Origin of the sequence: Mycobacterium angelicum (assembly GCF_002086155.1) — a bacterium.
GTDB classification, from domain to species: Bacteria; Actinomycetota; Actinomycetes; order Mycobacteriales; family Mycobacteriaceae; genus Mycobacterium; species Mycobacterium angelicum.
Genome location: NZ_MVHE01000074.1, coordinates 1 through 22,317, shown reverse-complemented (window position 1 = coordinate 22,317; position 22,317 = coordinate 1). Strand labels below are relative to the sequence as shown.

The 22,317-nt window shown below is 66.9% G+C and carries 21 protein-coding genes and 1 pseudogene; 16 read left to right on the top strand and 6 right to left on the bottom strand.

Features of this window, described 5'->3' with window-relative positions:
- The 4 genes and pseudogenes from BST12_RS32245 to BST12_RS25185 form a co-directional block, all read left to right on the top strand.
- Positions 1-464 (top strand): annotated as a pseudogene (locus tag BST12_RS32245) (PE family protein); the annotation flags it as partial.
- A 94-nt stretch (positions 465-558) separates the two neighbouring features.
- Positions 559-768: a CbtB domain-containing protein gene (locus tag BST12_RS25195; protein WP_083115961.1), complete on the top strand. Its 210-nt coding sequence runs from the start codon at positions 559-561 to the stop codon at positions 766-768.
- Between the two features lie 13 nt (positions 769-781).
- Positions 782-1,564 carry a CbtA family protein gene (locus BST12_RS25190; RefSeq protein ID WP_083115960.1) on the top strand — a complete coding sequence of 261 codons (783 nt, stop codon included), beginning with the start codon at positions 782-784 and terminating at the stop codon, positions 1,562-1,564.
- A gap of 17 nt (positions 1,565-1,581) precedes the next feature.
- On the top strand, positions 1,582-2,082 hold the full coding sequence (locus BST12_RS25185; RefSeq protein ID WP_083115959.1) for a histidine phosphatase family protein: 501 nt from the start codon (positions 1,582-1,584) through the stop codon (positions 2,080-2,082).
- Here the strand turns inward: BST12_RS25185 and BST12_RS25180 are convergent.
- Both BST12_RS25180 and mhuD read right to left on the bottom strand, forming a co-directional pair.
- Complete coding sequence (locus tag BST12_RS25180) at positions 2,079-3,440, bottom strand: Cpe/LpqF family protein (RefSeq protein ID WP_083115958.1); 1,362 nt, start codon at positions 3,438-3,440, stop codon at positions 2,079-2,081. The two genes, BST12_RS25185 and BST12_RS25180, sit on opposite strands and share 4 nt — an antisense overlap.
- Positions 3,415-3,732 carry a mycobilin-forming heme oxygenase MhuD gene (gene mhuD / locus BST12_RS25175; RefSeq protein WP_083115963.1) on the bottom strand — a complete coding sequence of 106 codons (318 nt, stop codon included), beginning with the start codon at positions 3,730-3,732 and terminating at the stop codon, positions 3,415-3,417. The genes BST12_RS25180 and mhuD overlap by 26 nt, the downstream gene beginning before the upstream one ends.
- A gap of 14 nt (positions 3,733-3,746) precedes the next feature.
- Here mhuD and BST12_RS25170 point away from each other — a divergent pair, with 14 nt between their 5' ends.
- Positions 3,747-4,508 carry an alpha/beta fold hydrolase gene (locus BST12_RS25170; RefSeq protein WP_139801917.1) on the top strand — a complete coding sequence of 254 codons (762 nt, stop codon included), beginning with the start codon at positions 3,747-3,749 and terminating at the stop codon, positions 4,506-4,508.
- Positions 4,509-4,601: 93 nt separating this feature from the next.
- Complete coding sequence (locus tag BST12_RS25165; RefSeq protein ID WP_170062196.1) at positions 4,602-4,829, top strand: PE family protein; 228 nt, start codon at positions 4,602-4,604, stop codon at positions 4,827-4,829.
- A gap of 5 nt (positions 4,830-4,834) precedes the next feature.
- Here BST12_RS25165 and BST12_RS25160 read toward each other — a convergent pair whose 3' ends face one another.
- Positions 4,835-5,707, bottom strand: a complete 873-nt coding sequence (locus tag BST12_RS25160) for an HhH-GPD family protein (protein WP_211281358.1) — start codon at positions 5,705-5,707, stop codon at positions 4,835-4,837.
- A gap of 55 nt (positions 5,708-5,762) precedes the next feature.
- Here BST12_RS25160 and BST12_RS25155 point away from each other — a divergent pair, with 55 nt between their 5' ends.
- Together BST12_RS25155 and BST12_RS25150 are read left to right on the top strand one after the other, a co-directional pair.
- The gene (locus tag BST12_RS25155; RefSeq protein ID WP_083115955.1) at positions 5,763-6,386 is read left to right on the top strand and encodes a carbonic anhydrase; all 624 of its coding nucleotides are present in this window, start codon (positions 5,763-5,765) and stop codon (positions 6,384-6,386) included.
- 98 nt (positions 6,387-6,484) lie between these two features.
- Positions 6,485-7,291: a hypothetical protein gene (locus tag BST12_RS25150; protein WP_139801918.1), complete on the top strand. Its 807-nt coding sequence runs from the start codon at positions 6,485-6,487 to the stop codon at positions 7,289-7,291.
- Positions 7,292-7,310: 19 nt separating this feature from the next.
- Here BST12_RS25150 and disA read toward each other — a convergent pair whose 3' ends face one another.
- Genes disA through BST12_RS25135 form a run of 3 tightly spaced genes read right to left on the bottom strand, consistent with a single transcriptional unit; the run spans position 7,311 to position 10,422 of the window.
- Positions 7,311-8,387 (bottom strand): DNA integrity scanning diadenylate cyclase DisA, encoded by a 1,077-nt coding sequence (gene disA / locus BST12_RS25145; protein WP_083115953.1) that lies wholly within the window; start codon positions 8,385-8,387, stop codon positions 7,311-7,313.
- A gap of 4 nt (positions 8,388-8,391) precedes the next feature.
- Complete coding sequence (radA, locus tag BST12_RS25140) at positions 8,392-9,816, bottom strand: DNA repair protein RadA (protein WP_083115952.1); 1,425 nt, start codon at positions 9,814-9,816, stop codon at positions 8,392-8,394.
- Positions 9,817-9,855: 39 nt separating this feature from the next.
- Positions 9,856-10,422, bottom strand: a complete 567-nt coding sequence (locus BST12_RS25135; protein ID WP_083115951.1) for a copper chaperone PCu(A)C domain-containing protein — start codon at positions 10,420-10,422, stop codon at positions 9,856-9,858.
- A 335-nt stretch (positions 10,423-10,757) separates the two neighbouring features.
- Between BST12_RS25135 and carD the strand changes: the two genes are divergently transcribed.
- The 8 genes from carD to BST12_RS25095 all read left to right on the top strand — a co-directional run.
- The gene (carD, locus tag BST12_RS25130) at positions 10,758-11,246 is read left to right on the top strand and encodes an RNA polymerase-binding transcription factor CarD (protein WP_003419482.1); all 489 of its coding nucleotides are present in this window, start codon (positions 10,758-10,760) and stop codon (positions 11,244-11,246) included.
- A gap of 20 nt (positions 11,247-11,266) precedes the next feature.
- Positions 11,267-11,944 (top strand): 2-C-methyl-D-erythritol 4-phosphate cytidylyltransferase, encoded by a 678-nt coding sequence (gene ispD / locus BST12_RS25125; RefSeq protein ID WP_083115950.1) that lies wholly within the window; start codon positions 11,267-11,269, stop codon positions 11,942-11,944.
- Positions 11,941-12,420, top strand: coding sequence for a 2-C-methyl-D-erythritol 2,4-cyclodiphosphate synthase (ispF, locus tag BST12_RS25120; RefSeq protein ID WP_083115949.1), 480 nt, complete (start codon positions 11,941-11,943; stop codon positions 12,418-12,420). Before ispD ends, ispF begins: the two co-directional genes overlap by 4 nt.
- 45 nt (positions 12,421-12,465) lie before the next feature.
- Positions 12,466-13,872, top strand: a complete 1,407-nt coding sequence (cysS, locus tag BST12_RS25115; RefSeq protein WP_083115948.1) for a cysteine--tRNA ligase — start codon at positions 12,466-12,468, stop codon at positions 13,870-13,872.
- The gene (rlmB, locus tag BST12_RS25110) at positions 13,873-14,805 is read left to right on the top strand and encodes a 23S rRNA (guanosine(2251)-2'-O)-methyltransferase RlmB (protein ID WP_083115947.1); all 933 of its coding nucleotides are present in this window, start codon (positions 13,873-13,875) and stop codon (positions 14,803-14,805) included.
- Between the two features lie 311 nt (positions 14,806-15,116).
- Entirely contained in the window at positions 15,117-18,059 is a 2,943-nt protein-coding gene (locus BST12_RS25105; RefSeq protein WP_083115946.1) for an AfsR/SARP family transcriptional regulator, read from the top strand.
- 119 nt (positions 18,060-18,178) lie between these two features.
- A complete protein-coding gene (locus tag BST12_RS25100) occupies positions 18,179-21,322 on the top strand; it encodes a PPE family protein (protein ID WP_245850573.1) in 3,144 nt (1,047 codons plus the stop codon).
- A 55-nt stretch (positions 21,323-21,377) separates the two neighbouring features.
- A partial coding sequence (locus tag BST12_RS25095; protein WP_083115945.1) for a PE family protein occupies positions 21,378-22,317 on the top strand: 940 nt, incomplete at its 3' end.

The window sequence follows — 22,317 nt, the reverse complement described above, 5'->3', positions numbered from 1 at the left end:
GTGCGGGCGGCCGGGGTGGCTTCCTGTTCGGCGACGGCGGGGCGGGCGGCGGCGCAGGCAACGGCGCGATCGGTGGCGACGGTGCCATGGGCGGCATGGGCGGCCTGGGCGGTGCTGGCGGGTCCGCAAATGGGAGCAGTAATGACGGCGGCGGCGGTGGCGGCAATGGCGGAAACGGCGGCGTCGGTGGCGACGGAGGTCAGGGCGGGGACGGCGGTAATGGCGGTATCGGCGGAGCCGGCGGTGCTAGCGGCCTGCTGGGCGGTCACGCGGGCAGTTTCGGCAGCGGTGGCATGGGCGCACTCGGTGGCGCAGGTGGCGGGTACGGCGACGGCGGGACCGGCGGCAACGGTGGCATTGGATCGGGTGGACCCGGTGCCGTCAACGGCAATAACGGCGGACAGGGCAACCACGGCAATCTAGGCGCCCCGGGCGCGGCCGGAGTCGACGGCCGCGGAGCCTGATCCAGTTGACCGCCACATCGACCTCGACTAAACCGGCGTCTACACTGACGGTCGTTGTCGACTAGCAGCGCAAACACCCCCGAAGGAGTGCACTGTGGCGAATTCCCAGACGGCCCAGCTCGGATCGGTTGATCTGTCGGCAGCACGCGCGGCGCTCTGGTTGGCGGCCACCGCCTTCCTGGCCCTGCTGGCGCTCTACTTCGTCGGCATCGACCAGGGCGCGGTGTCGCTGTTCGGCAGCGATTCGCACGTGCACGAATTTTTCCACGACGCAAGGCATCTGCTCGGCTTCCCCTGCCACTGATCCGCGCCTAACCGTGGAGAAGCGTCTGATAGCACGCGGCCTCCTGTCGGGTGCGATAGCCGCGGTGCTGGCGTTTGTCTTCGCCCGGCTGTTCGCCGAACCCGTCATCGGGCGAGCGATCGAGTACGAGGACGGCCGCACGGAAGTCGCGCACGCTCAGGGGGTACACGAGCACGGTGTTGAACTGTTCAGCCGCGGCGTGCAGGGCAACGCCGGATTGGGTTTCGGAGTAGTGATATTCGGCATCGCGATGGGTGCACTGTTCGCGGTCGCCTTCTGTGTCGGGTACGGGCGCGCGGGAAGCGTTGGGCCACGGGCGTTTTCACTGCGCCTTGCGGCCGCCGCGTTCACCGTGGTGTATCTGGTGCCGTTCGTGAAGTACCCGCCCAATCCGCCGGCCGTCGGTCAGGCCGACACTATCGGCGCCCGCACCATGTGGTACTTGGTGATGGTCGTCGCATCGGTGGCCTTCGCAATTGCTGCGATGTGGCTGTCGCGAAGGCTGGCGGCGCGACTTGGCGCATGGAACGCACGGCTGACCGCAGCCGGCTGTTATGTGGTGGCCACGGCGCTGGTGATGCTGGTATTGCCGACGGTGGCCGAGACGCCGGCACCCATGCGCGATCCCTCCGGAACCATCATCTATCCCGGCTTCTCCGCCGACCTCCTCTACGACTTCCGGCTGGTTTCGCTGGGTACCCAGCTGGTTTTGTGGGCAACGCTCGGGCTGGTGTTCGCCGGCCTCACGGCCCGGGTGCTGGGTGAGTCCGCCGAAAGGGTCAAGTCATCCGGTTGACTCTGGTGTCGCACGCGATGACCGAGGCAATGGCGGCCGCGCGTTTTCCGGCCGACGAGCAGCTCAGCGCCATCGGACTCCGGCAGGCAGCCGCAGCGCGTCTCACATTCCGCGACAACGTTGCCCAGCTCGCGGGCCCGGAGCGGCGCGCTCGCCAGACCGCAGAACTATTGGGGCTCAACACGATAAGTGAGCCGCTGTTGGCTGATCTCGATTGCGCACGCTGGCGTGGCGAACGGCTCGACGGTATCGACTCGGATGACCTGCAGGCGTGGCTTACCGATCCGGCGGCCGCGCCACACGGCGGTGAGTCGATCGTCGCACTCGTCGACCGGGTCGCGGGCTGGCTGGAGTCGCTGGCCGGTGACACCGTGGCGGTGACGCACCCCGCGGTGATTCGGGCAGCGATCCTGATAGCGCTCGGCGCGCCACCGGAATCGTTCTGGCGCATAGACATTGCGCCGGTCGGCCGAACCGTCATGCACCAGCGCGCGGGCGGATGGACGCTGCGCCTCTAGCCGGAGGGCGCCACCAGGGCAAAGGCCTGCTTGGCTACCTGCAACATCCAGCTGGTCACCGTGGGCCCGTGATCGCGGGGCCAGTTCAGCTGGAAGCTGACCACCCACGGCTGACCGGTCTTGTCCACTGCGTACCAGCTGAACGTCAAATCGCCGGGCAGGCCACCGGCTTTCGCGCCGATGTACGGCCATAGCTCGCGATCCAGCTGGATGCCGGCGACGGCGGAAAGGATCTGCTTGACGGGTGCCGCCTTGCCGACGGCATCGGCCTGCAGCGCGGCGTGCACCCGGCAGATGTCCTCGGCGTTGCCATACCACTCCGCGCCGTAGGCGGAGGCCGGGGTGTGGGCGCGGGTCGGATCCGGTTGGTAGGGCGTGGAATTGGCTTGCGCCAGCAGCTGAGCCCGGACTTGCGGCGGAGCCTGCTTCCATTGGGCGCGCAGGTCCGGCTGACCCCAGCCGACGGAGAACAGCTCGTACATGGTGGGGAAGGGGGTCATGCTGGCCGGATCGTGATGGCCCGCGGTGGCCAGTGCTTCCTCGATGGCATGCGTGCCCATCCGTCCGATCAGCAAATCGGTGGCCATGTTGTCGCTGGTGGCGATCATCTTCTCGGCGGCAGTGCGCACCGAAACCTGGGCTCCCGGAGGCAGTTCCAGGCCGGAGGAGCCCACCGCCTTGCTCTTGGTGGTGACGGTCAGCAGATCGTCCCAGGACACGGTGCCGTTGCGGACCGCACCCGCCAGCGCATGCAACACATACAGCTTGAAAATCGAAGCCAGCGGCAGAGATTCGCCGGTGTTGGTACCCGCCACCGGGTCGCAGTGACCGTTGTTGACCTTGGCGACTTGATATGAGTAGCGGGCGCCGGTCTTGCTCAGCACGGCGTCGATGTCGTGCCACGAAGCGATCTTCGGCGGTGGTTGTGTGTCCAGGTCGAACCGGTCAACGAGGCCGGTGTCGTCCGTGTGGATACGGATATCTTGTTGCGCGCCGTAGGACGAGATGAGGTGCAGCGTGGCGACGCTGGCACCGATGTCCACACCGGCGAGGGTGAAGGGCCGGTCCCACCACAGCGCCTCCATGGTGGTCTCGACCGAGTCGACCTGGTCGGCCGTGGTGAGCGTGCGAACTCCGACCGGGCCGATCGGCCAGTCCGAATTCAGCATGTCCAGCGTCTGCTGGGCGCGTACACCGGGTGGGGTTCGGGTGTCGATTTGGCGACTCGGATTCGCCGCGTTCGCCGACGGCGTAGGAGAAGAGGCGCAACCCGGGGCCAGGGTCGCGACCAATACAGCTGCGGCACCCAGCGCCAGCAGGCGCCGTGCGCTGTTACTCAGCCTTGCCGGTCCCGGCAACGTCCATCACAACCTCGAATTCCAGCAGCGACGCCCCAGTCGCCACCGGATTGGCCCGGTGCCCGGCATGCGCTTCGATCGCCGGCCCGGTGGCCCACGCCTGGAAGGCTTCTTCAGACTCCCACTGCGTCACTACGAAGTAGCGGTCCTCACCCTTGACCGGACGCAGCAGCTGAAAGCCGAGGAAACCGGGAGAGTTCTCCACCGCGTGAGCGCGGTGCGCGAACCGCTTCTCCAGTTCGGGGCCAGCGTCCGCGGGTACCTCGATTGCGTTGATCTTCACCACTGGCATGTCGCTAGGCTACCGTGCCCGGCATGGCCGCCGATCTGTTGACCCATCGCGGCGGACAGGGCAGGCCACTGGTCCTGGTGCACGGGCTGATGGGCCGGGGTACCACGTGGTCGCGTCAGCTGCCGTGGCTGACCCGGCTGGGTGCGGTCTACACCTACGACGCGCCCTGGCATCGGGGCCGTGACGTCGACGACCCACACCCGATAAGTACCGAGCGATTCGTTGCGGACCTCGGTGCCGCGGTGGCCACGCTGAGCGGGCCCGTGACGCTGATCGGTCACTCGATGGGCGCGCTGCATTCGTGGTGTCTGGCCGCCCAGCAGCCGGAGCTGGTCACGGCGCTGGTGGTAGAGGACATGGCGCCGGACTTCGTCGGCCGCACCACCGGCCCCTGGGAGCCCTGGCTACATGCCCTTCCGGTTGAATTCGCTTCCGCCGAGCAGATATTCGCCGAGTTCGGGCCAGTGGCCGGGCAGTACTTTCTGGAAGCATTCGACCGCACCGCCACCGGCTGGCGCCTGCACGGCCACACTTCCCGATGGATAGCGATCGCCGCCGAATGGGGCACCCGCGACTACTGGTCGCAGTGGGCCGCCGTGCGATCGCCGGCATTGCTCATCGAGGCCGGCAATTCGGTGACGCCGCCGGGGCAGATGCAGAAGATGGCTCAAGCGGACCGCCCGACAACGTATCTACGCGTACCCGGGGCGGGCCACCTGATCCACGACGAAGCGCCGCAGCTATATCGGCAGGCCGTCGAAACCTTCCTGGCATAGGGCCTGCGACCAGCACTTTCCTGTGTTCCTCAAGAAATGCCCATTCCTCGCCTAGGACGCTGACTGCACACCGCCGCTGTGAGGAGGATGCAGATGCCGCGCGTATTGGCGATGCCGGAAGCCGTCGGCGCGACGACCTGCGTGACGGGCCCGGCCACCGATGAGTTTTCGGCGCACCTGGCCGAGATCTTGAACGGGCAGTGGCTGGGTTATCAAGCCTTCAGCGCCCAGACGGCGGTGCTGCATGACGGGTTCATGACCGCACTCAACGCCAGCGCGCCGGTCATCAACGCGGCGATCCGGACACTGCTGGACCGCTGACTCCGCTACTCCTGGCCCGCCAGCCCGAACCGGCCGTCGGGCGTCTGGGTGATCAAGCCGTCGACGAGCAGCGAATCCAGCGCCCGGTCGCGTTGTGCGGTATCGGTCAGCCACGCCACGTCGAGCTCGGCGCGAGCGACCGGAAAAGCGTTGGCGCGCAACACATCCAGCAAGCGGCCGCGGACTTGACGGTCGGTCCCGGCGTACCGCTGCACCCGCCGCGGCGGACCGGCGGCCGGGGGATAACCCGCTTGTCGCCACGAGCACTCGTCAATCGGGCATAGGCCGCACCGTGGCGTGCGGGCGGTGCACACCGTCGCGCCCAGTTCCATCAGTGCCATCGAAAATCGCTGTGCCACTCCGGTTTTCGGCAGCAGAGCGGCGACGTCGGCGTGGTCGCGGGTGGCTGAGGGATTCCCGGCGTCGGCGCGGCCATGCACGGCACGGGACACCACCCGACGGACGTTGGTGTCCACCACGGGCACCCGCTTGCCGTAGGCGAAGCACGCCACCGCCCGCGCGGTGTAGCTTCCGACCCCCGGCAGCGTCAGCAGGACATCGACGTCGTCGGGAACCACATCGTGATGGTCGCGTGCGATCAGGGTGGCGCACTCGTGCAGGCGCATGGCCCGCCTCGGATAGCCGAGCTTTCCCCACGCGCGCACCACGTCGGCCGTGCTGGCCGCCGCGGTGGCCGACGGCGTGGGCCAGAGCCGTACCCAGTCCTGCCAGATCGGCAGCACCCGGGACACCGGCGTCTGCTGCAGCATGAACTCGCTGACCAGGATTTGCCATGCGCTGACACCGGGCTCCCGCCACGGCAACTCGCGGCGCGATCGGTCGTACCAGTCGACGAGCTCGCTCGCCGCGATGTTCATATGGGGTTCATTCGGGTTTGCGGCACAATGAGTGCTTTGCGGCACAATGAGTGCCATGCCCACCACCAATCCAGCAACCGCATGGAAAGCACTCAACGAGGGTAACGAGCGATTCGTCGCCGGCAAGCCCGCGCATCCCAGTCAAAGCGTCGACCACCGAGCCAGCCTGGCCGCGGGGCAAAAGCCGACGGCGGTGATCTTCGGCTGCGCGGACAGCCGCGTGGCTGCCGAGATCATCTTCGACCAGGGACTGGGCGACATGTTCGTGGTGCGCACCGCCGGCCATGTCATCGACGCCGCGGTGCTGGGTTCCATCGAGTACGCGGTAGTAGTGCTCAATGTTCCGCTGGTGGTAGTGCTGGGTCACGACAGCTGCGGCGCGGTCAATGCCGCACTGACCGCACTGGACCAGGGCAACCTGCCGGGCGGCTACGTTCGCGATGTGGTGGAGCGGGTCGCGCCGTCGATTCTGCTGGGCCGACGCGACGGGCTCACCCGTACCGATGAGTTCGAGGAACGGCATATCCACGAAACGGTCGCGCAGCTCATGGCCCGTTCGACGGCCATCGCCGAACGTGTGAATGCGGGCAGCCTGGCGATCGTGGGCGTCACATATCACCTTGCCGATGGCCGGGCGGTGCTGCGCGATCACGTCGGCCAAATCGACGAACACGTCTGAAGTTCGCCCCGCTCCTACACGACTCGGGTCTCAGCTAACCTTGCGACACGCCGAGGCGGGTCAAACGCGTCGGCGTGACCTGGGCCTACGGTGTGAACGTGCTGGATCTGGAACCGCGTGGCCCGCTACCGACTGAGATCTACTGGCGGCGCAGGGGGCTAGCCCTGGGCATCGCGGTCGTCGTGGTCGGTATCGCAGTCGCCACCATCATCGCCTTCGTCAGCAGCAGCGCCGGGGCCAAGCCGGCCAATGCCGAGAAACCGGGTAGCGCTCAGGCGCATGCGCCCACGCCACAGGCGCCGCCGCCGGCCGGGCAACCCGAGGGCAACACCCCGGCAGCGCCGGCGCCGCAGGGCCAGAATCCCGAATCCCCCACGCCGACCGCCGCGGTACAGCCACCGCCGGTGCTCAAAGAAGGCGACGATTGCCCGGATTCGACGCTGGCCGTCAAAGGATTGACCAATTCACCGCAGTACTACATCGGTGACCAGCCCAAATTCACCATGGTCGTGACCAACATCGGGCTGGTGTCCTGCAAACGCGATGTGGGTGCCGCGGTGCTGGCGGCCTACGTTTACTCGCTGGACAACAAGCGGCTGTGGTCGAACCTGGACTGCGCGCCGTCCAACGAGACGCTGGTCAAGACGTTCACGCCGGGCGAGCAGGTGACCACCGCGGTGACCTGGACCGGGATGGGATCGGCTCCGCATTGCCCGCTGCCGCGTCCGGCGATCGGGCCGGGGACCTACAACCTGGTGGTCCAGCTGGGCAACTTGCGCTCGCAGCCGGTTCCGTTCGTGCTCAACCAGCCGCCGCCACCGCCCGGGCCGGTACCGGCCCCGGGCCCGGCGCTCGCGCCACCGCCCGAGGCGCCGCCGACGGGTTCACCCGCCAACGGCGGCTAGTTCTGGTAATCGGCTAGTCCTAGTGATCAGCGATAGTCGACTCGGCGAGTTGAGATAGCCCCTCTCGCACGTGCCGGGCCCACATCGCACCGATCCCGTCGACTGACTGCAGATCCCCCGCGCTGGCCGCCAAGAGGCCCTGCAGAGTTCCGAACGATCGCACCAGCAGGTCGACGTGGGCGAACTGCAGCCTGGGGATGCCGGCCATCGCGCGATAGCCGCGGGGGCTCAGCGCCGAGTCCTGAGCGTCGGCCGTCGTCGGGTATCCGAAGACTTTCGCCAGCGCGGTGAGTTCTAGCAGATCGCTGTCCGACAGGGAGTCCAGTTCGTCCAGGGTTGCATCGATTTGCGCCTTGGTCAGCGGCCCGGGGTTTGCGTGGTAGTCGCGCACAATCAGCTCCCGGGCGGTGTCGTTGCCACCCAGCAGCTCCTCGAGCTGCAGCCGTAGCTGACGGCCGTCGGTGCCCAGTTCGACGGCGTCATAGTCGATCGATTGACCGATGCGGCGGACCAATTCGAGGCGCTGCACCACGGTCATCACGTCGCGCAGCGCGACGAAGTCTTCGATCTCGGCTCTGGACAGTTGCCGGCTGACCTCATCGAGCCTCGTCTTGTAGCGCTCCAGGGTCGCGATGGCCTGATTGGCGCGCGACAGGATGGTCGCCGAGTCGGCCAGCACATGCCGCTCGCCGCCGACGTAGACGGTCACGATGTTCATCGAGTGGCTGACCGAGATCACCGGGTAGCCGGTCTGGATTGCGGCGCGCTCCGCCGAGCGGTGCCGGGTCCCGGATTCGTCGGTCGGTATGGATGGATCCGGGACCAGTTGCACGTTGGCCCGCACGATCCGGCTGCAGTCCGTGGACAGCACGACCGCGCCGTCCATCTTGCACAGCTCGCGCAGCCGGGTGGGCGCATACCGGACGTCGAGGGAGAATCCGCCGTCGCAGATCGCCTCGACGTTCTCGTCGTGGCCCAGCACGATCAGGGCGCCGGTACGGCCGCGCAGAATCCGCTCCAGGCCGTCGCGCAGCCCGGTTCCCGGTGCCAGGCGGGCGACTGCCTCTCGCAGCGTCGGACGAGTCACAGCGTGCATTCTGCTACGCCCGCTGGGCGGGCGATGGCGGGGTGTCCAGCCGGTGCACCTTTGCCGGGCCGGCACTGCGGTGGTCGGCGATGTCGATCATGTGTTCCAGCGCCGCGACGATGGTGGGTGCGCACAGGGCCCGCAGCCCCGGCGGCACCGCGTCGCACCCCGGCGGGATCAGCGCGATGTTGAATCCCTGGCGGGCGGCCTCGCCCAGACGCCGGTCCATGCCGCTGACCCGGCGCAGATCGCCCGCCAGGCCGACCTCGCCGATCATCACCGCGGTGGTGGGCAATGGCAGGTTGGCATACGCGGAGGCCAGCGCGATGGCTACGGCCAGATCCGAGGATGGATCGGTCAACCGCATGCCGCCCACGGTGGACAGGTAGATGTCGTTGACCGCGAGGTTCAGCCGGGCGTGCTTTTCCAGGACCGCGGTGATCATCGCGGCGCGGGCGTGGTCGATACCGCTGACCGCTCGTCGCGGCGAGCCGCCGGGTGGCGTCGCCAGCAACGCCTGCACCTCTCCGATCAGCGGTCGCTTGCCGTCCAATTTCACCGTGATCGCAGTCCCGGGCACCGGCGCCGGCCGCTGATCCAGGAACAGGTTCGACGGGTCGGCGACACCCTCGATCCCGTTGTCGTGCAACAGGAAACACCCGACTTCGTCCGCGGCGCCGAAGCGGTTCTTGACGCCGCGGACCATCCGTAGCGCGCCGTTGCGGTCGCCCTCGAAATGCAGCACCACATCGACGAGGTGCTCCAGCGAGCGCGGCCCGGCGATGGCCCCGTCCTTGGTGACGTGGCCGACCAGGATCAGCGCGACGCCGTTGGCCTTGGCAGCGGCTGTGAGCGCGGCGGTTACCGCACGCACCTGGGTGACGCCACCGGCGACCCCGTCGGCCTCGGTGCTGGACATCGTCTGCACCGAGTCCACGATGACCAGGGCCGGCCGCACGATGTCGATGTGACCCAGCACCACATGCAGATCGGATTCGGCGGCCAGGAATACCTCTCCGCCGCCGCAACCGATCCGGTCGGCCCGCAGGCGGATCTGCCCGGCCGACTCCTCACCGGAGATGTACAGCGCGCGTTGCCCGGACTGCGCCCAGCGGTGGGCGACATCGAGCAGCAGCGTGGACTTGCCCACCCCCGGATCGCCCGCGAGCAGCGTCACCGAGCCGGGCACCACGCCGCCACCGAGCACCCGGTCCAGTTCCTCGACGCCGGTGGGGCGATGCCGGCTCAGGTTCGGTTGCACCGAACGGATCGGGACCGCCTGCGATGTGGGCGTGGCGCTGCGCTGGCCGCCGGCCGTACCGAGGGCGGCCAACTCTTCGACCGTGCCCCAACTGCCGCACTCCAGGCAGCGTCCCACCCATTTCGCGGATAGGTGGCGACATTCCGAACACCGGTATTGCGAGCGTGTGTTGGCCACGCCGTGACCGTATCGGGAGGGTGTGACAGCCCCCGGCCGCTATTGATGCTTGCCGGGAGCGGGGGAGGCTTCCTGCGGTGCCGACAGGCCGGCCGAAATCGGGACCAGCACGCTGCCCTGACCGGCCTTCTCGAAGGTGAAGGTGAAGTTGTAGGTGAGGCCGTTGCTGATCGGCTTGGTCAACATGACGCTCGCCTTGGCGGCCTGGCTGGATCCCAGTGGGCCGGGGGCGACGGCCTGGCCTTCGGGCTCGCCGACGAACAGCATGCCGCCCGCGGGCAGTCGCGCGTCACCGGTCATGGTCACGGTGCCGATGTCGGTGGTGATGCTCGTCAGCCGGTCGGGCACATCCGGCGACTGATTGACCGCTACCAGCACCAGATCCACCGGTTTGCCGGGCTGAATGAAGTCGCCGGTCTGGGTCGCCTGAATCCGGATGTCGCGCAACGCCACGTTCTTGATGGTGAGCTTGTTGCCGTTGACGGCCGGCTCCTGCATCGCGGTCTGGGACACCTGACCGGCTCCGCAACCACTGAGCACTAGGGCCGTTGCGGCAGTCGCGGCGGCCAGCCCGATCAATCGGAGGCGGGTCTTCAAGCGGTTCACTCAATGCCTCCTGCTGGACTTGGAGCACTGTAAGTCACATGACGCGGTGCGGACCCGTCGGTCAACGGGCCAACTATGCACAGTAGTAGCTAGGTCATGCCGACGGTAGCGCGGCCCGCGATCGATCGCCGCGCGGCCCGGTGTTCGGGGCAGCTGTGGTCCGGTGATCGGCCTCATGGGAGCCGGATGAGAGCGGGATGAACGCCGGCGCCTTGCACGTCTTAGCCCGTGTGTCAACCCCCAATCTTCACCGACGATGCCCCTGACCTGCACCGTTGTTCGGCGTGTGTTGAGGGTCCGTGTTAGCATGGAGTAACGAAAGGGGCTCTAATCTGATGATTTTCAAGGTCGGCGACACCGTTGTCTATCCACACCACGGTGCTGCGCTAGTCGAGGCGATCGAAACCCGAACCATCAAAGGGGAACAAAAAGAGTATCTCGTCTTGAAAGTTGCGCAGGGCGACCTGACGGTCCGAGTACCCGCCGAGAACGCCGAGTATGTCGGCGTCCGCGACGTCGTCGGCCAAGAGGGCCTGGACAAGGTTTTCCAGGTGCTCCGCGCACCCCACACCGAGGAACCGACCAACTGGTCACGCCGGTACAAGGCCAACCTGGAGAAGCTCGCTTCCGGCGATGTGAACAAGGTGGCCGAGGTCGTGCGCGATCTGTGGCGTCGCGACCAGGAGCGCGGCCTGTCCGCCGGCGAGAAGCGGATGCTGGCCAAGGCCCGCCAGATTCTGGTCGGCGAATTGGCGCTGGCTGAGAGCACCGATGACGCCAAGGCGGAAACCATCCTGGACGAGGTTCTGGCCGCCGCTTCCTGAATACCCCGAGGCTCTAACAGGTGGTCGGGGGCACCGTAGCTGCAATCGTGCCTGCCGCAGGTTCGGGTCAGCGGCTCGCTGCCGGGATACCCAAGGCGTTTCGTCAGCTTGAGGGGCAAAGCCTTGTTGAACGGGCCGTACAGGGCCTGCTGGATTCCGGGGTCGTCGACACCGTCGTGGTAGCGGCACCCGCGGACCGTACCGACGAGGCAAAGCTCATTCTGGGCCATAAGGCGACCGTGGTGGCCGGCGGCGCCGACCGCACGGAATCCGTCAGCTTGGCGCTGGCTGCGCTTTCCGAATCAGTGGCACCGCAGTTCGTGTTGGTGCACGACGCGGCCCGGCCGCTGACGCCTCCGACGCTCATCGCGCGGGTGGTGGACGCCTTGCGCGCCGGCCACGCCGCGGTGGTGCCCGGGCTGCCGGTCTCTGACACCATCAAGGCCGTGGACGCCAACGGCGTGGTGCTGGGCACCCCGGAGCGGGCCGGACTGCGGGCCGTGCAAACCCCGCAGGGGTTCGCCACCGAGCTACTCATGCGCGCCTATCGGGCGGCCGGTACCGCCGATTTCACCGACGACGCTTCTCTCGTCGAGCACGTCGGCGGCCAGGTGCAGGTGGTCGATGGCGACCCGCTGGCGTTCAAGATCACCACCCCGCTGGATCTGTTGCTGGCCCAAGCGATCGTGCGCCGATGATGGATTTGCCGCGCGTCGGGCTGGGCGTCGATGTGCACCCGATCGAGCCGGGGCGCCCGTGCTGGCTGGTGGGGTTGCTGTTCCCCAGCGCCGACGGTTGCGCCGGGCATTCCGATGGTGACGTGGCCGCTCATGCGTTGTGTGACGCCGTGTTGTCGGCCGCGGGTCTCGGGGATATCGGCGACGTGTTCGGGGTCGACGATCCGCGGTGGCAAGGCGTTAGCGGCGGCGAGATGCTGCGTCATGTCGTCGGGCTGCTCAATCAGCACGGCTATCGGGTCGGCAATGCTGCCGTGCAGGTGATCGGCAACCGGCCCAAGATCGGCTGGCGCCGACTCGAGGCGCAGGCGGTGCTCTCGCGCCTGCTCAATGCGCCGGTGGCGGTATCGGCTACCACCACCGACGGGCTCGGCCTCACCGGGCGTGGCGAGGGCCTGGCGGCCATCGCGACGGCGTTGGTGGTTTCGCTTCGGTAGCTGGGGGCGCAGGTTACGGCAATTGGCCAGGTAAGCTGGCACGTCGTGACCGATCAGGCCCGCTTGCGGCTACATGACACGGCGACCGGCGTCGTGCGTGATTTCATCCCGCTACGCGAAGGGCACGTCTCCATCTACCTGTGTGGCGCCACCGTACAAGGGCAGCCGCATATCGGGCACGTCCGCAGCGGGGTGGCCTTCGACATCCTGCGCCGCTGGCTGTTGGCCCGCGGCTACGACGTCGCGTTCATCCGCAACGTCACCGACATCGAAGACAAGATCCTCAACAAGGCGGCCGCGGCGGGCCGGCCGTGGTGGGAGTGGGCGTTCACCCACGAACGCGCTTTCACCGTGGCCTACGACGCGCTGGACGTATTGCCGCCGTCGGCGGAGCCCCGGGCAACCGGCTTCATCACCCAGATGGTCGAGTTGATTGAACGGCTGATCGAAACCGGCCATGCCTACGCGGCAGCCGGCGACGTCTACTTCGACGTACTCAGCTACCCCGAGTACGGCCAGCTGTCCGGGCACCGGGTGGACGACGTGCACCAGGGCGAGGGGGTGGCCACCGGAAAGCGGGATCAGCGCGACTTCACCCTGTGGAAGGGCGAAAAGCCCGGCGAGCCGTCGTGGCCGACGCCATGGGGCCGCGGCCGCCCGGGCTGGCACCTGGAATGCTCGGCGATGGCCCGCACGTATCTCGGGCCCGAGTTCGATATCCATTGCGGTGGAATGGATTTGATCTTCCCGCACCACGAGAACGAAATTGCCCAGAGCCGCGCGGCCGGCGACGGGTTCGCCCGTTACTGGCTGCACAACGGCTGGGTGACGATGGGTGGGGAGAAGATGAGCAAGTCGCTGGGCAACGTGTTGTCCATACCGGTGATGCTGCAACGGGTTCGGCCCGCCGAACTGCGTTACTACCTGGGCAGCGCGCACTACCGGTCGATGCTGGAATTCTCCGAGACCGCCCTGCAGGACGCGGTCAAGGCCTATGTCGGGGTGGAGGAGTTCCTGCATCGGGTGCGCAGCCGGGTGGGGGCGGTTTGCCCCGGCCAGTGGACGCAGCGCTTTGCCGAAGCGCTCGACGACGACTTGTCGGTGCCGATCGCACTGGCCGAAATTCACCAGACCCGCGCCGACGGCAACCGCGCGCTGGACGCCGGTGACCACGAGGGCGCGCTGCAGAGCGCGTCCGCGATCCGAGCCATGATGGGCATCCTGGGCTGCGATCCGCTTGACGAACGCTGGGAATCCCGCGACGAAACGTCGGCCGCGCTGGCCGCCGTCGACGTGCTGGTGCAGGCCGAACTGGAAAACCGGGAAAAGGCACGCGAGCAACGTAATTGGGCGCTGGCCGACGAGATTCGGGATCGGCTGAAGAATGCCGGCATCGAAGTCACCGACACCGCTGACGGACCGCAGTGGATGCTGGGCGGCGACGGCAAGTAGATGGCCGGTAACTCCCAGCGCCGTGGTGCGATACGCAAATCCGGCACCAAGAAGGGCCCGACGGTCGGCTCGGGCGGCCAGCGCCGTCGCGCCCTGGAAGGGCGGGGTCCCACCCCGCCGGCGCACATGCGTCCCAACCATCCCGCCGCCAAGCGGGCCGCCGCTCCGCAGCAACGCCGCCCCGCCAAACGCGTTGACGAAACGGAAAACGTGCTGGGCCGCAACCCGGTGCTGGAATGCCTGCGCGCGGGTGTCCCGGCCACCGCGCTCTACGTTGCGCTCGGTGCCGAGGCCGACGAACGTCTCACTGAATCCGTCTCTCGCGCAGCCGATTTGGGCATCAGCATCCTGGAGGTGCCGCGCAGCGATCTGGACCGGATGACCGCCAACCATCTGCATCAGGGCATCGCACTGCAAGTCCCGCCGTACAACTACACCCATCCCGACGACCTGATCGCGGCCGCCCTCAAGTCGTCGCCGGCCATGCTGGTCGCGCTGGACAACATCTCCGACCCGCGCAACCTCGGTGCGATCGTGCGTTCGGTCGCGGCGTTCGGCGGCCACGGGGTGCTCATTCCACAGCGCCGCTCGGCCTCGGTGACGGCGGTCGCGTGGCGCACCAGCGCCGGGGCTGCGGCGCGGATTCCGATCGCGCGCGCGACCAATCTCACTAGGACACTGAAGGATTGGGCCAATCGTGGCCTTCAGGTGGTGGGCCTGGACGCCGGCGGTGCAACCATGCTGGACGACTTGGACGGCCGCGACCCGATGGTGTTGGTCGTTGGTTCGGAGGGCAAGGGGCTGTCCCGATTGGTGCGGGAGAATTGCGACGCGGTGGTGTCCATTCCGATGGCGGGTAAGACCGAGTCGCTGAATGCCTCGGTTGCCGCCGGAGTGGTGCTCGCTGAAATCGCGCGCCAACGCCGAAGCTGATCCTGTTAACTCGCACAGTCCTCAAGAGCGCGGGTCAAGCCTGGATGGCCAGGGCACGGTAATGCGACCTCGATTTCGGCCGCGGCCGAAGGCGCCGCAAGCAATGTTGCGGTGGCTCCACCGTTCGGACAGTTCGTCAATACTCCCGCTTACGGACACCGGCTGATGTTCGTGGCGAGGCCACCGGCTGCCGGCTAACAGTGCGCCAGAAGACCACCGGTCCCGACCCTCCCCAATTCCGGTTGCCGGACGTAAGCTACCCCCACCAGGCATGATGCATTCGCTGCGCTGTGCAGGGAGGGTTTGCTGAGATGACGGTCGAGTTCCGCGTGCTCGGCGACATCGAAGCCCGAGTCGACGGGCGACGACTGGAAATCGGTCATGCCCGGCAACGGTGTGTCCTGCTGGCGTTTCTAATCGACGTCAACCGCCCGGTCTCGATTGACCAGCTCGTCGATCGCGTGTGGTCGGACCAACCACCGCTGCGTGCCCGCAATGCGCTTGCTGGATACGTCTCCCGGCTGCGCAATCTGCTTGCTGAGACTCAGGATGTCGCGATTTCGCGGGAGCCGGGGGCATACGTTCTCAGCGCCGACCCGCTATCGGTGGACCTACACCGATTCCGGTCCATGGTGGCGAAGGCACGCGCCGGCGCCGGTCCGCAGGAAGCCGCGCGATGGTACGAACAAGCGTTGGCGATCTGGTCGGGTGAACCGTTTCCCGCCTTGGACACCCCTTGGATCAACGACGTCCGCAATGCTTTGGCGGCCGAACGGCTTTCGGTGCAATTGGACCGCAACGACGCCGGTTTGCGCGTCGGGCGACACGCTGAGCTGCTGGGCGAGATTACCGCGGCGCACTCGGCCAGCCCGCTCGACGAACGTCTGGCCGCACAGTTGATGCTGGCGCAGTTCCGCACCGGCAGGCAGGCCGATGCCCTGACCACCTACCGGCGGATACGCGAACGGCTGGTCGATGAGCTCGGCGTCGATCCGGGCTCGGCGTTGCAGCAGGTGCATCAGCAAATCCTCACCGGCGAGGCGGCCGAGCCGCAGGACGCTCCGGTGAGAGCGCCGGCATCGGAGCTTTTGGTGCCGTCACGTCCTCCGGTATTCCAACGGCCGCGTTCGGGACAATTGCGCTGCGCCAACAGCTTCGTCGGACACCAGCGCGAATTGGCTCGCGTCATCGACGCGCTGGGTGCCGGCCCCCTGGTGACCCTGACCGGGGTTGGGGGAGTGGGTAAGACGAGGCTCGCGCTCGAGGTTGCCAGCCGCGAAGACGAGCGCTTCAGCGAAGGCGTATGGATCTGCGAGCTGGGGCCGCTCGAGCACGGGGACGCGGTGGTGCACACGGTCGCGGCGAGTGTGTGGCTGCGGCAACAGCAGGGTATGGACATCGAGACCAGCGTGATCGAGTACCTGCGCGAGCGCGAGGTCTTGCTGGTGTTCGACAACTGCGAGCACGTGCTGGAGACCGCCGGACGGTTCATCGACCGGATCGTGCGGCATTGCCCGCGGGTGTCGGTGCTGGCGACCAGCAGGCAACCGTTGGCCATCCCGGGTGAGCGGATCGTCAACGTGCCTCCCCTGCGCGAAGAGGACGCCACCCGATTGTTCGCCGAGCGTGCCCGGGCCAGCCGCCCGGACTTCGCGCTGGAGGACCAGCCGATGGGTGCCGTGGCCGAGATTTGCCGCCGGGTCGACTGCCTGCCATTGGGTGTGGAGCTGGCGGCAGCGCGGATGCGGGTGATGAGCAGCCTGGACGTGGCCCGGCGCCCGGACTACCTGGGACTGTTGCGGGGCGGGGCGCGCAACGCGCTGCCCCGCCAGCAGAGCCTGGCCGAGACGATCGCGTGGTCCTACCGCTTGCTCACCGAGCCGGAACAGTCGCTATTTTCCCGAATATCGGTCTTTGCGGGATCTTTCGACCTGGAAGCGGCGCACAGCGTGTGCGGCGCGCCGGGATCCGGCGAGGATGACACCCTGGAATTGCTGACCCGCCTAGTAGACAAGTCCATGGTGGTGACGCGCACTGTCGAGGAACGCACGCGCTTCAGCTTCTTGGAGACGCTGCGTGCCTACGGACGAGAGCGGCTGGCGGAGAACGGGATTGGCGAGCAATTCGCGATGCGGCATGCGGTTTACTTCACCGAGCTCGCCGAACGTGCCGGGGCGGCTATGCGTGAGGCTCAGGAGCAGGAATGGGTCGAGCGGATGCTGCCCGACTACGACAATCTGCGTGCCGCCTTCGCGCATGCAATGCATGCGCAAAAGATCGATCTCGCACTGCGATTGGTCGCGTCGGTGCCTGAGCTGATCGGCTGGCGGATCGGCTACGAGATAGCCGAGTGGGCCGAGCGGGTAATCGCCGTAGCCGATCATGATCATCCGTTGTTCCCCGCCGCGGTGGGCACGGCCAGCCGGGTCGCCTGGAACCATGCCGAGTTCGCCCGCGCGAAATCCCTTGCGGCACTGGCGCAGGGTAAGGCACCAGTGCGCGGGAGCCCGCGCGTCGTATACCCCGCGGATGTGCTGGCAGACGTCGCTCTGTTCGAGGGCGAACCGTTGCAGGCGCTGGCTTACTGGGAATCCGAGGCCGCGTGCGCACGGCGGGAGTCCGACCCAATCCGGCTGGGGTGGGCGCTTTTTGTGGTGGCCATCTGTCATGGCGTCATGCGTAACGACGACATCGCCGTGCCCACCGCGCAGGAGGCGGTTGCCGTCGCCGAGCAGACGGGCAATCCGACCGCGCAGTCGATGGCATATTTCTCGCTGGGCTACTTGTTCAGGAAATCCGAGCCGGAGCGCGCGCTGGCTTTGTTCGACGATGCGGCGCGACTGGCCGCCGACGTGCAGAACTTCTGGGTTTACGGAAGCGCGTTGATGGAAGCCGCCGCGACACGTTCCCTGTATGGGGATCCGGGAGCCGCGGCGCAGATGTTCATCACGGTGCTTGAACTGTGGGACCGGTTCGGCGACGTAACCCAGCAGTGGCTGGCGCTGCGCTACGTCGCCCGGTTATTGATCCGGCTCGGCGGGCACGAGGATGCCGCCTTCCTCTACTGGGCGTTCGTGAACGCGGGAAAGCCGCCGCCGCTCACCGCGGACCAGATCGAGCAGCTCGCCGACCATCTGGGCCCGGCCCGCCTGGATGTGCTGCGGACGCCGGCCATCGGGGTCGCGGCCGTGGCCGCGCGAGCGCGCGCGCGCCTGCAATGGCACTACGAACGCGCCGCCGTCCCAGCTTTCTAGCCGGCGCGTCGTTGCGCCACTAAAACCGCGACGACCAGCGCATTTCATGATTCGCGAAGCCTTACCGAAACTCCGCTCGGCACAGTCTGCTGCGACAGCGACGACGGGCGGTGGACAGCGTGACCAACTTTTCGGTATGGCCGCCGGAGGTGAATTCCGCGCGCATTCTCGGCGGGGCGGGTTCTGGCCCGATGCTGCAGGCGGCGAGCGCCTGGACCGGCTTGAGTGCCGAGTTGCGTTGGGCGGCGGCATCTTTCCGGTCAGTAGCCCTCGGGCTGGCGTTGGACTCGTGGCAGGGTTCGGCGGCGACGGCGATGGCCGAGGCCGCAGCTCCCTATCTGGGGTGGTTGCAATCGGCCGCGGCGCACGCCGAGCAGGCCGCAAGTCAAGTCAAAACGGCCGCCGACGTCTACGAGGCCGCGCGCGCCGCGATGGTGCATCCAGCGATCGTCGCCGCCAATCGGTCGGAACTGGTGTCGCTGGTGACGTCGAATCTCTTCGGGCAGAACGCACCGGCGATCGCCTCCGCAGAGGCCCGCTACGAACACATGTGGGCGCACGACGTGGCGACGATGGTCGGTTATCACTACGGCGCTTCGGCGGCCGCGGCGGGCTTGCGTCCGCTAGGTCTGTCGAGCGTCTTCAACCTCGGGTTCGCCAACATGGGCAGTCTGAACCTGGGCAACGCCAACGTCGGCGACCTCAACCTGGGTAGCGGAAACGTCGGCAGCCTCAACTTCGGCAACGGAAACCTCGGCAACCTCAACATCGGGTTGGGCAACCTGGGCAGCGGAAACTTCGGCTTGGGCAACCTGGGCAGCAGCAACCTCGGCTTCGGCAACACCGGTAACCACAACATCGGCTTCGGCAACACCGGCGACTACAACATCGGCTTCGGCAACACCGGCAACGGCAATACCGGTCTCGCCAATACCGGCAACGGCAACTCGGGAATCGGCTTCACCGGCAGCAATCTGGTGGGCTTCGGCGGGCTCAACTCTGGGACGGCCAACACCGGCCTGTTCAACTCGGGCACCGGCAACTCCGGCTACTTCAATTCGGGTAATGGAAATTTCGGTATCGGCAATGCCGGGAGCCACAACACCGGCCTATTCAACGCCGGAAAGGCGAACACCGGCTTCTTCAATGCCGGCATCTTCAACACCGGCTTCGCCAATGTCGGCAGCTACAACTCGGGAAGCCTCAACGTCGGCAGCTTCAACACGGGCAGCGTCAACCCCGGCGACACGAACACCGGTTTCTACAACCCGGGCCACATAAATACGGGTGTGGCCAATACCGGTGATTTGAATACCGGAGCATTCAACACCGGCAGCATGAATAACGCATTCTTCGCCCGCGGCAGCGGTCAGGGCACCGTCGGCTTCTCCTACAGCATCACGATTCCGCGGATTCCGCTGGATCTGCCCTTGAACGTACCGTTGAGCATTCCGGTGAGCGGGACGGTCGGGACCATTAGCCTCAAGGCGTTCACCATTCCGAAAATCAACCTCGGCCCACTTAAGAACCTAAGCGGCTCCGTCGGGCCCATTGAAATGCCATCCATCGTCGTCGACGGTCCGACGATATCCATTCAAGTGGGTGGACCCGAGACTTTCATCGGCGTAAAGGTCAACGGCGGCATCGGGCCGATCAGCATCCCGGTATTCGATATGCCGGCCGGGCCCGGCTTCGGAAACAGCACCACAGCGCCGTCATCGGGTTTCTTCAACAGCGGAGCGGGCGGCACATCGGGGTTCGGCAACCTCGGCGCCGGCAATTCCGGCTTCGTCAATGTCTCATCCGGCAGCTTTGGCAATTCGGGCCTGTTCAATGTCGGCGCCCTGCAATCGGGCTTTCAAAACCTGGGCACCTCCGGGTCGGGCTACCCCCATCTGGCTGGCTTAGCCAACGGCGGCGGCCTCAACCTGGGCAGCGCCAACGTCGGCGGCCTCAACCTGGGCAGCGCCAACGTCGGCGGGCTCAACTTCGGCAGCGGGAATTTCGGCAGCCTGAACGCCGGCTTGGGCAATCTGGGCAGCGGAAACATCGGATTCGGCAACCTGGGCAATGTCAATTTGGGCTTCGGCAACACCGGCAGCCATAACATCGGGTTCGGAAACACCGGCGATTGGAACATCGGTTTCGGCAACACCGGCAACGGCAACATCGGCTTTGCCAACACCGGCAACGGGAATTGGGGAATCGGCTTCACCGGCAGCAACCTGGTCGGGTTCGGCGGCCTCAACTCGGGCACCGACAACACCGGCTTGTTCAACTCCGGCTCCGGCAACGCCGGCTTCGCCAACTCGGGTCACGGCAACTGGGGACTGGGCAACACCGGCAGCTTCAACACCGGGCTGTTCAACGCCGCCGTCGCCAACACCGGAATCGGCAACGTCGGCAGCTTCAACACCGGTTTGTTCAATGCCGGCAGCTACAACACCGGCTCGTTCAACATAGGCGACGTCAACACCGGAAGTTTCAATCCGGGCAGCGCCAACACCGGTTTTTACAATATCGGAAATACTAATACGGGCAGTTACAATTCCGGCAACCTGAACACCGGCGCATTCAACTCCGGTAGTGGTAATAATGGGTTCTTCTGGCGCGGCGATAACCAGGGTCGAGTGGGCTACGACTATACCCTCGCCATCGCCGGCATTCCGTTGAACCTCGCCGCGGATGTGAATCTGTCGATACCGGTCACCGGATCCATCACTGGCCTCAAGGTTCACGCGTTCGATATTCCGGTCCCGGTGGACGCTAAATTCGACATCAGCTTCGGTGAACTCGGCACCGCCCATGTCCCGATTTCGGGAGACTTAAAAGTCGAGGTTCCCGAGATCGTCATCAATCGCATCCCACTCGACATCACCGTGGGGCCGGCGACATTGCACATACCGATCGTCAACACCGTCGGCCCCATCACCGTCCCGGTAGTCCATTTCGCCGCGGCCCCGGGCTTCGGCAACGCCACGGCCGGCCCATCCTCGGGTTTCTTCAACACCGGAACCGGCGGTAACTCGGGGTTCTTCAATTCCGGGTCGCTGACCTCGGGGATGTTCAACGCGGCCCACGAGTTCGTCTCCGGTTTCAGCAACGTCGGAGCCCTGGCGTCCGGGGCGGCCAACCTGGGCGCCGGCATTTCGGGCTTGTACAACACCGGCCCCCTGGCCCTGGCGGCCGCCGCCTTCAGTTCGGGCATCGGAAACGTCGGCGGCAGGCTGTCCGGTTTCTTCGCCACCGGCATCGGCTCCTGAGTCGCAGGTGTCCGGCGCAGTTCACGAAATTTTGTAGAGGTAATGGAGGGCCCAGATGTCATTCGTATTCGCCACACCGGAATTCTTGGACGCCGCGGCAGCGGAACTCTCGAATATCGGCACGACGATCCATCAGGCCAATGCGGCCGCTGCCGCTGCGACCACAACTGTCGCCGCTGCCGGTGCCGACGACGTGTCTGCGGCAATTGCGGCCTTGTTCGGGTCGCATGCCAAGGAATACCAGGCGATCAGCACCCAGGTGGCGTCGTTTCATGACCGATTCGTGCAGAACATGCGGGCAGGCACCGGCCAGTACGCGAATGCCGAGGCGGTCAACGCGGCGGCAGCCGCGCAGCAACAGATGCTCGACGCGATAAACGCACCGGCGCAACTGCTGACCGGGCGCCCGCTGGTCGGCAACGGTGCCGATGGGAAGGCACCCGGCCAGGCCGGTGGCGACGGTGGATGGCTATGGGGCAATGGGGGCAACGGTGCTGCCGGGGCGGCGGGTCAGGCCGGCGGCCGCGGCGGCAACTCCGGCTTGATCGGCAACGGCGGACGTGGTGGACAAGGGGGAGCGGGTGCCGTCGGTCAGGCCGGTGGCAACCCCCAAGCCGGCGGGGCCGGCGGGGCCGGCGGCAACGCCTGGCTCTACGGCAACGGCGGCAGCGGTGGTGCGGGCGGTCACGGCGGCGAGGGCGGCTACACCTTCAAGCCCATCGACGGCGGCGCCGGCGGGATCGGCGGCGACGGCGGCAAAGGCGGGCTGATCGGCGGCGGCGGCGCCGGAGGAATCGGCGGCGGCGGCGGAGGCGCGAACAACGCTTACCCGGGCAGCATCAGCGGCACCGGAGGGCACGGCGGCAGCGGGGGACACGGCGGCGATTCGGGCCTGATCGGGCTGGGCGGCGCCGGCGGCGCGGGCGGGATCGGCGGCGACGGCCAGTACACCTCGGCGAGCAATTCCGGACACCCGGGTGGCGGGGGTGCCGGGG

What these genes read in the sequence shown, in the direction of transcription:
- BST12_RS25185 (WP_083115959.1), top strand. Translation starts at nt 1,582, where the DNA reads ATGACCGAGGCAATGGCGGCCGCGCGTTTTCCGGCCGACGAGCAGCTC.
- mhuD (WP_083115963.1), bottom strand. Translation starts at nt 3,732, where the DNA reads ATGCCAGTGGTGAAGATCAACGCAATCGAGGTACCCGCGGACGCTGGC.
- BST12_RS25165 (WP_170062196.1), top strand. Translation starts at nt 4,602, where the DNA reads ATGCCGCGCGTATTGGCGATGCCGGAAGCCGTCGGCGCGACGACCTGC.
- BST12_RS25160 (WP_211281358.1), bottom strand. Translation starts at nt 5,707, where the DNA reads ATGAACATCGCGGCGAGCGAGCTCGTCGACTGGTACGACCGATCGCGC.
- BST12_RS25155 (WP_083115955.1), top strand. Translation starts at nt 5,763, where the DNA reads ATGCCCACCACCAATCCAGCAACCGCATGGAAAGCACTCAACGAGGGT.
- disA (WP_083115953.1), bottom strand. Translation starts at nt 8,387, where the DNA reads ATGCACGCTGTGACTCGTCCGACGCTGCGAGAGGCAGTCGCCCGCCTG.
- carD (WP_003419482.1), top strand. Translation starts at nt 10,758, where the DNA reads ATGATTTTCAAGGTCGGCGACACCGTTGTCTATCCACACCACGGTGCT.
- ispF (WP_083115949.1), top strand. Translation starts at nt 11,941, where the DNA reads ATGATGGATTTGCCGCGCGTCGGGCTGGGCGTCGATGTGCACCCGATC.
- rlmB (WP_083115947.1), top strand. Translation starts at nt 13,873, where the DNA reads ATGGCCGGTAACTCCCAGCGCCGTGGTGCGATACGCAAATCCGGCACC.
- BST12_RS25105 (WP_083115946.1), top strand. Translation starts at nt 15,117, where the DNA reads ATGACGGTCGAGTTCCGCGTGCTCGGCGACATCGAAGCCCGAGTCGAC.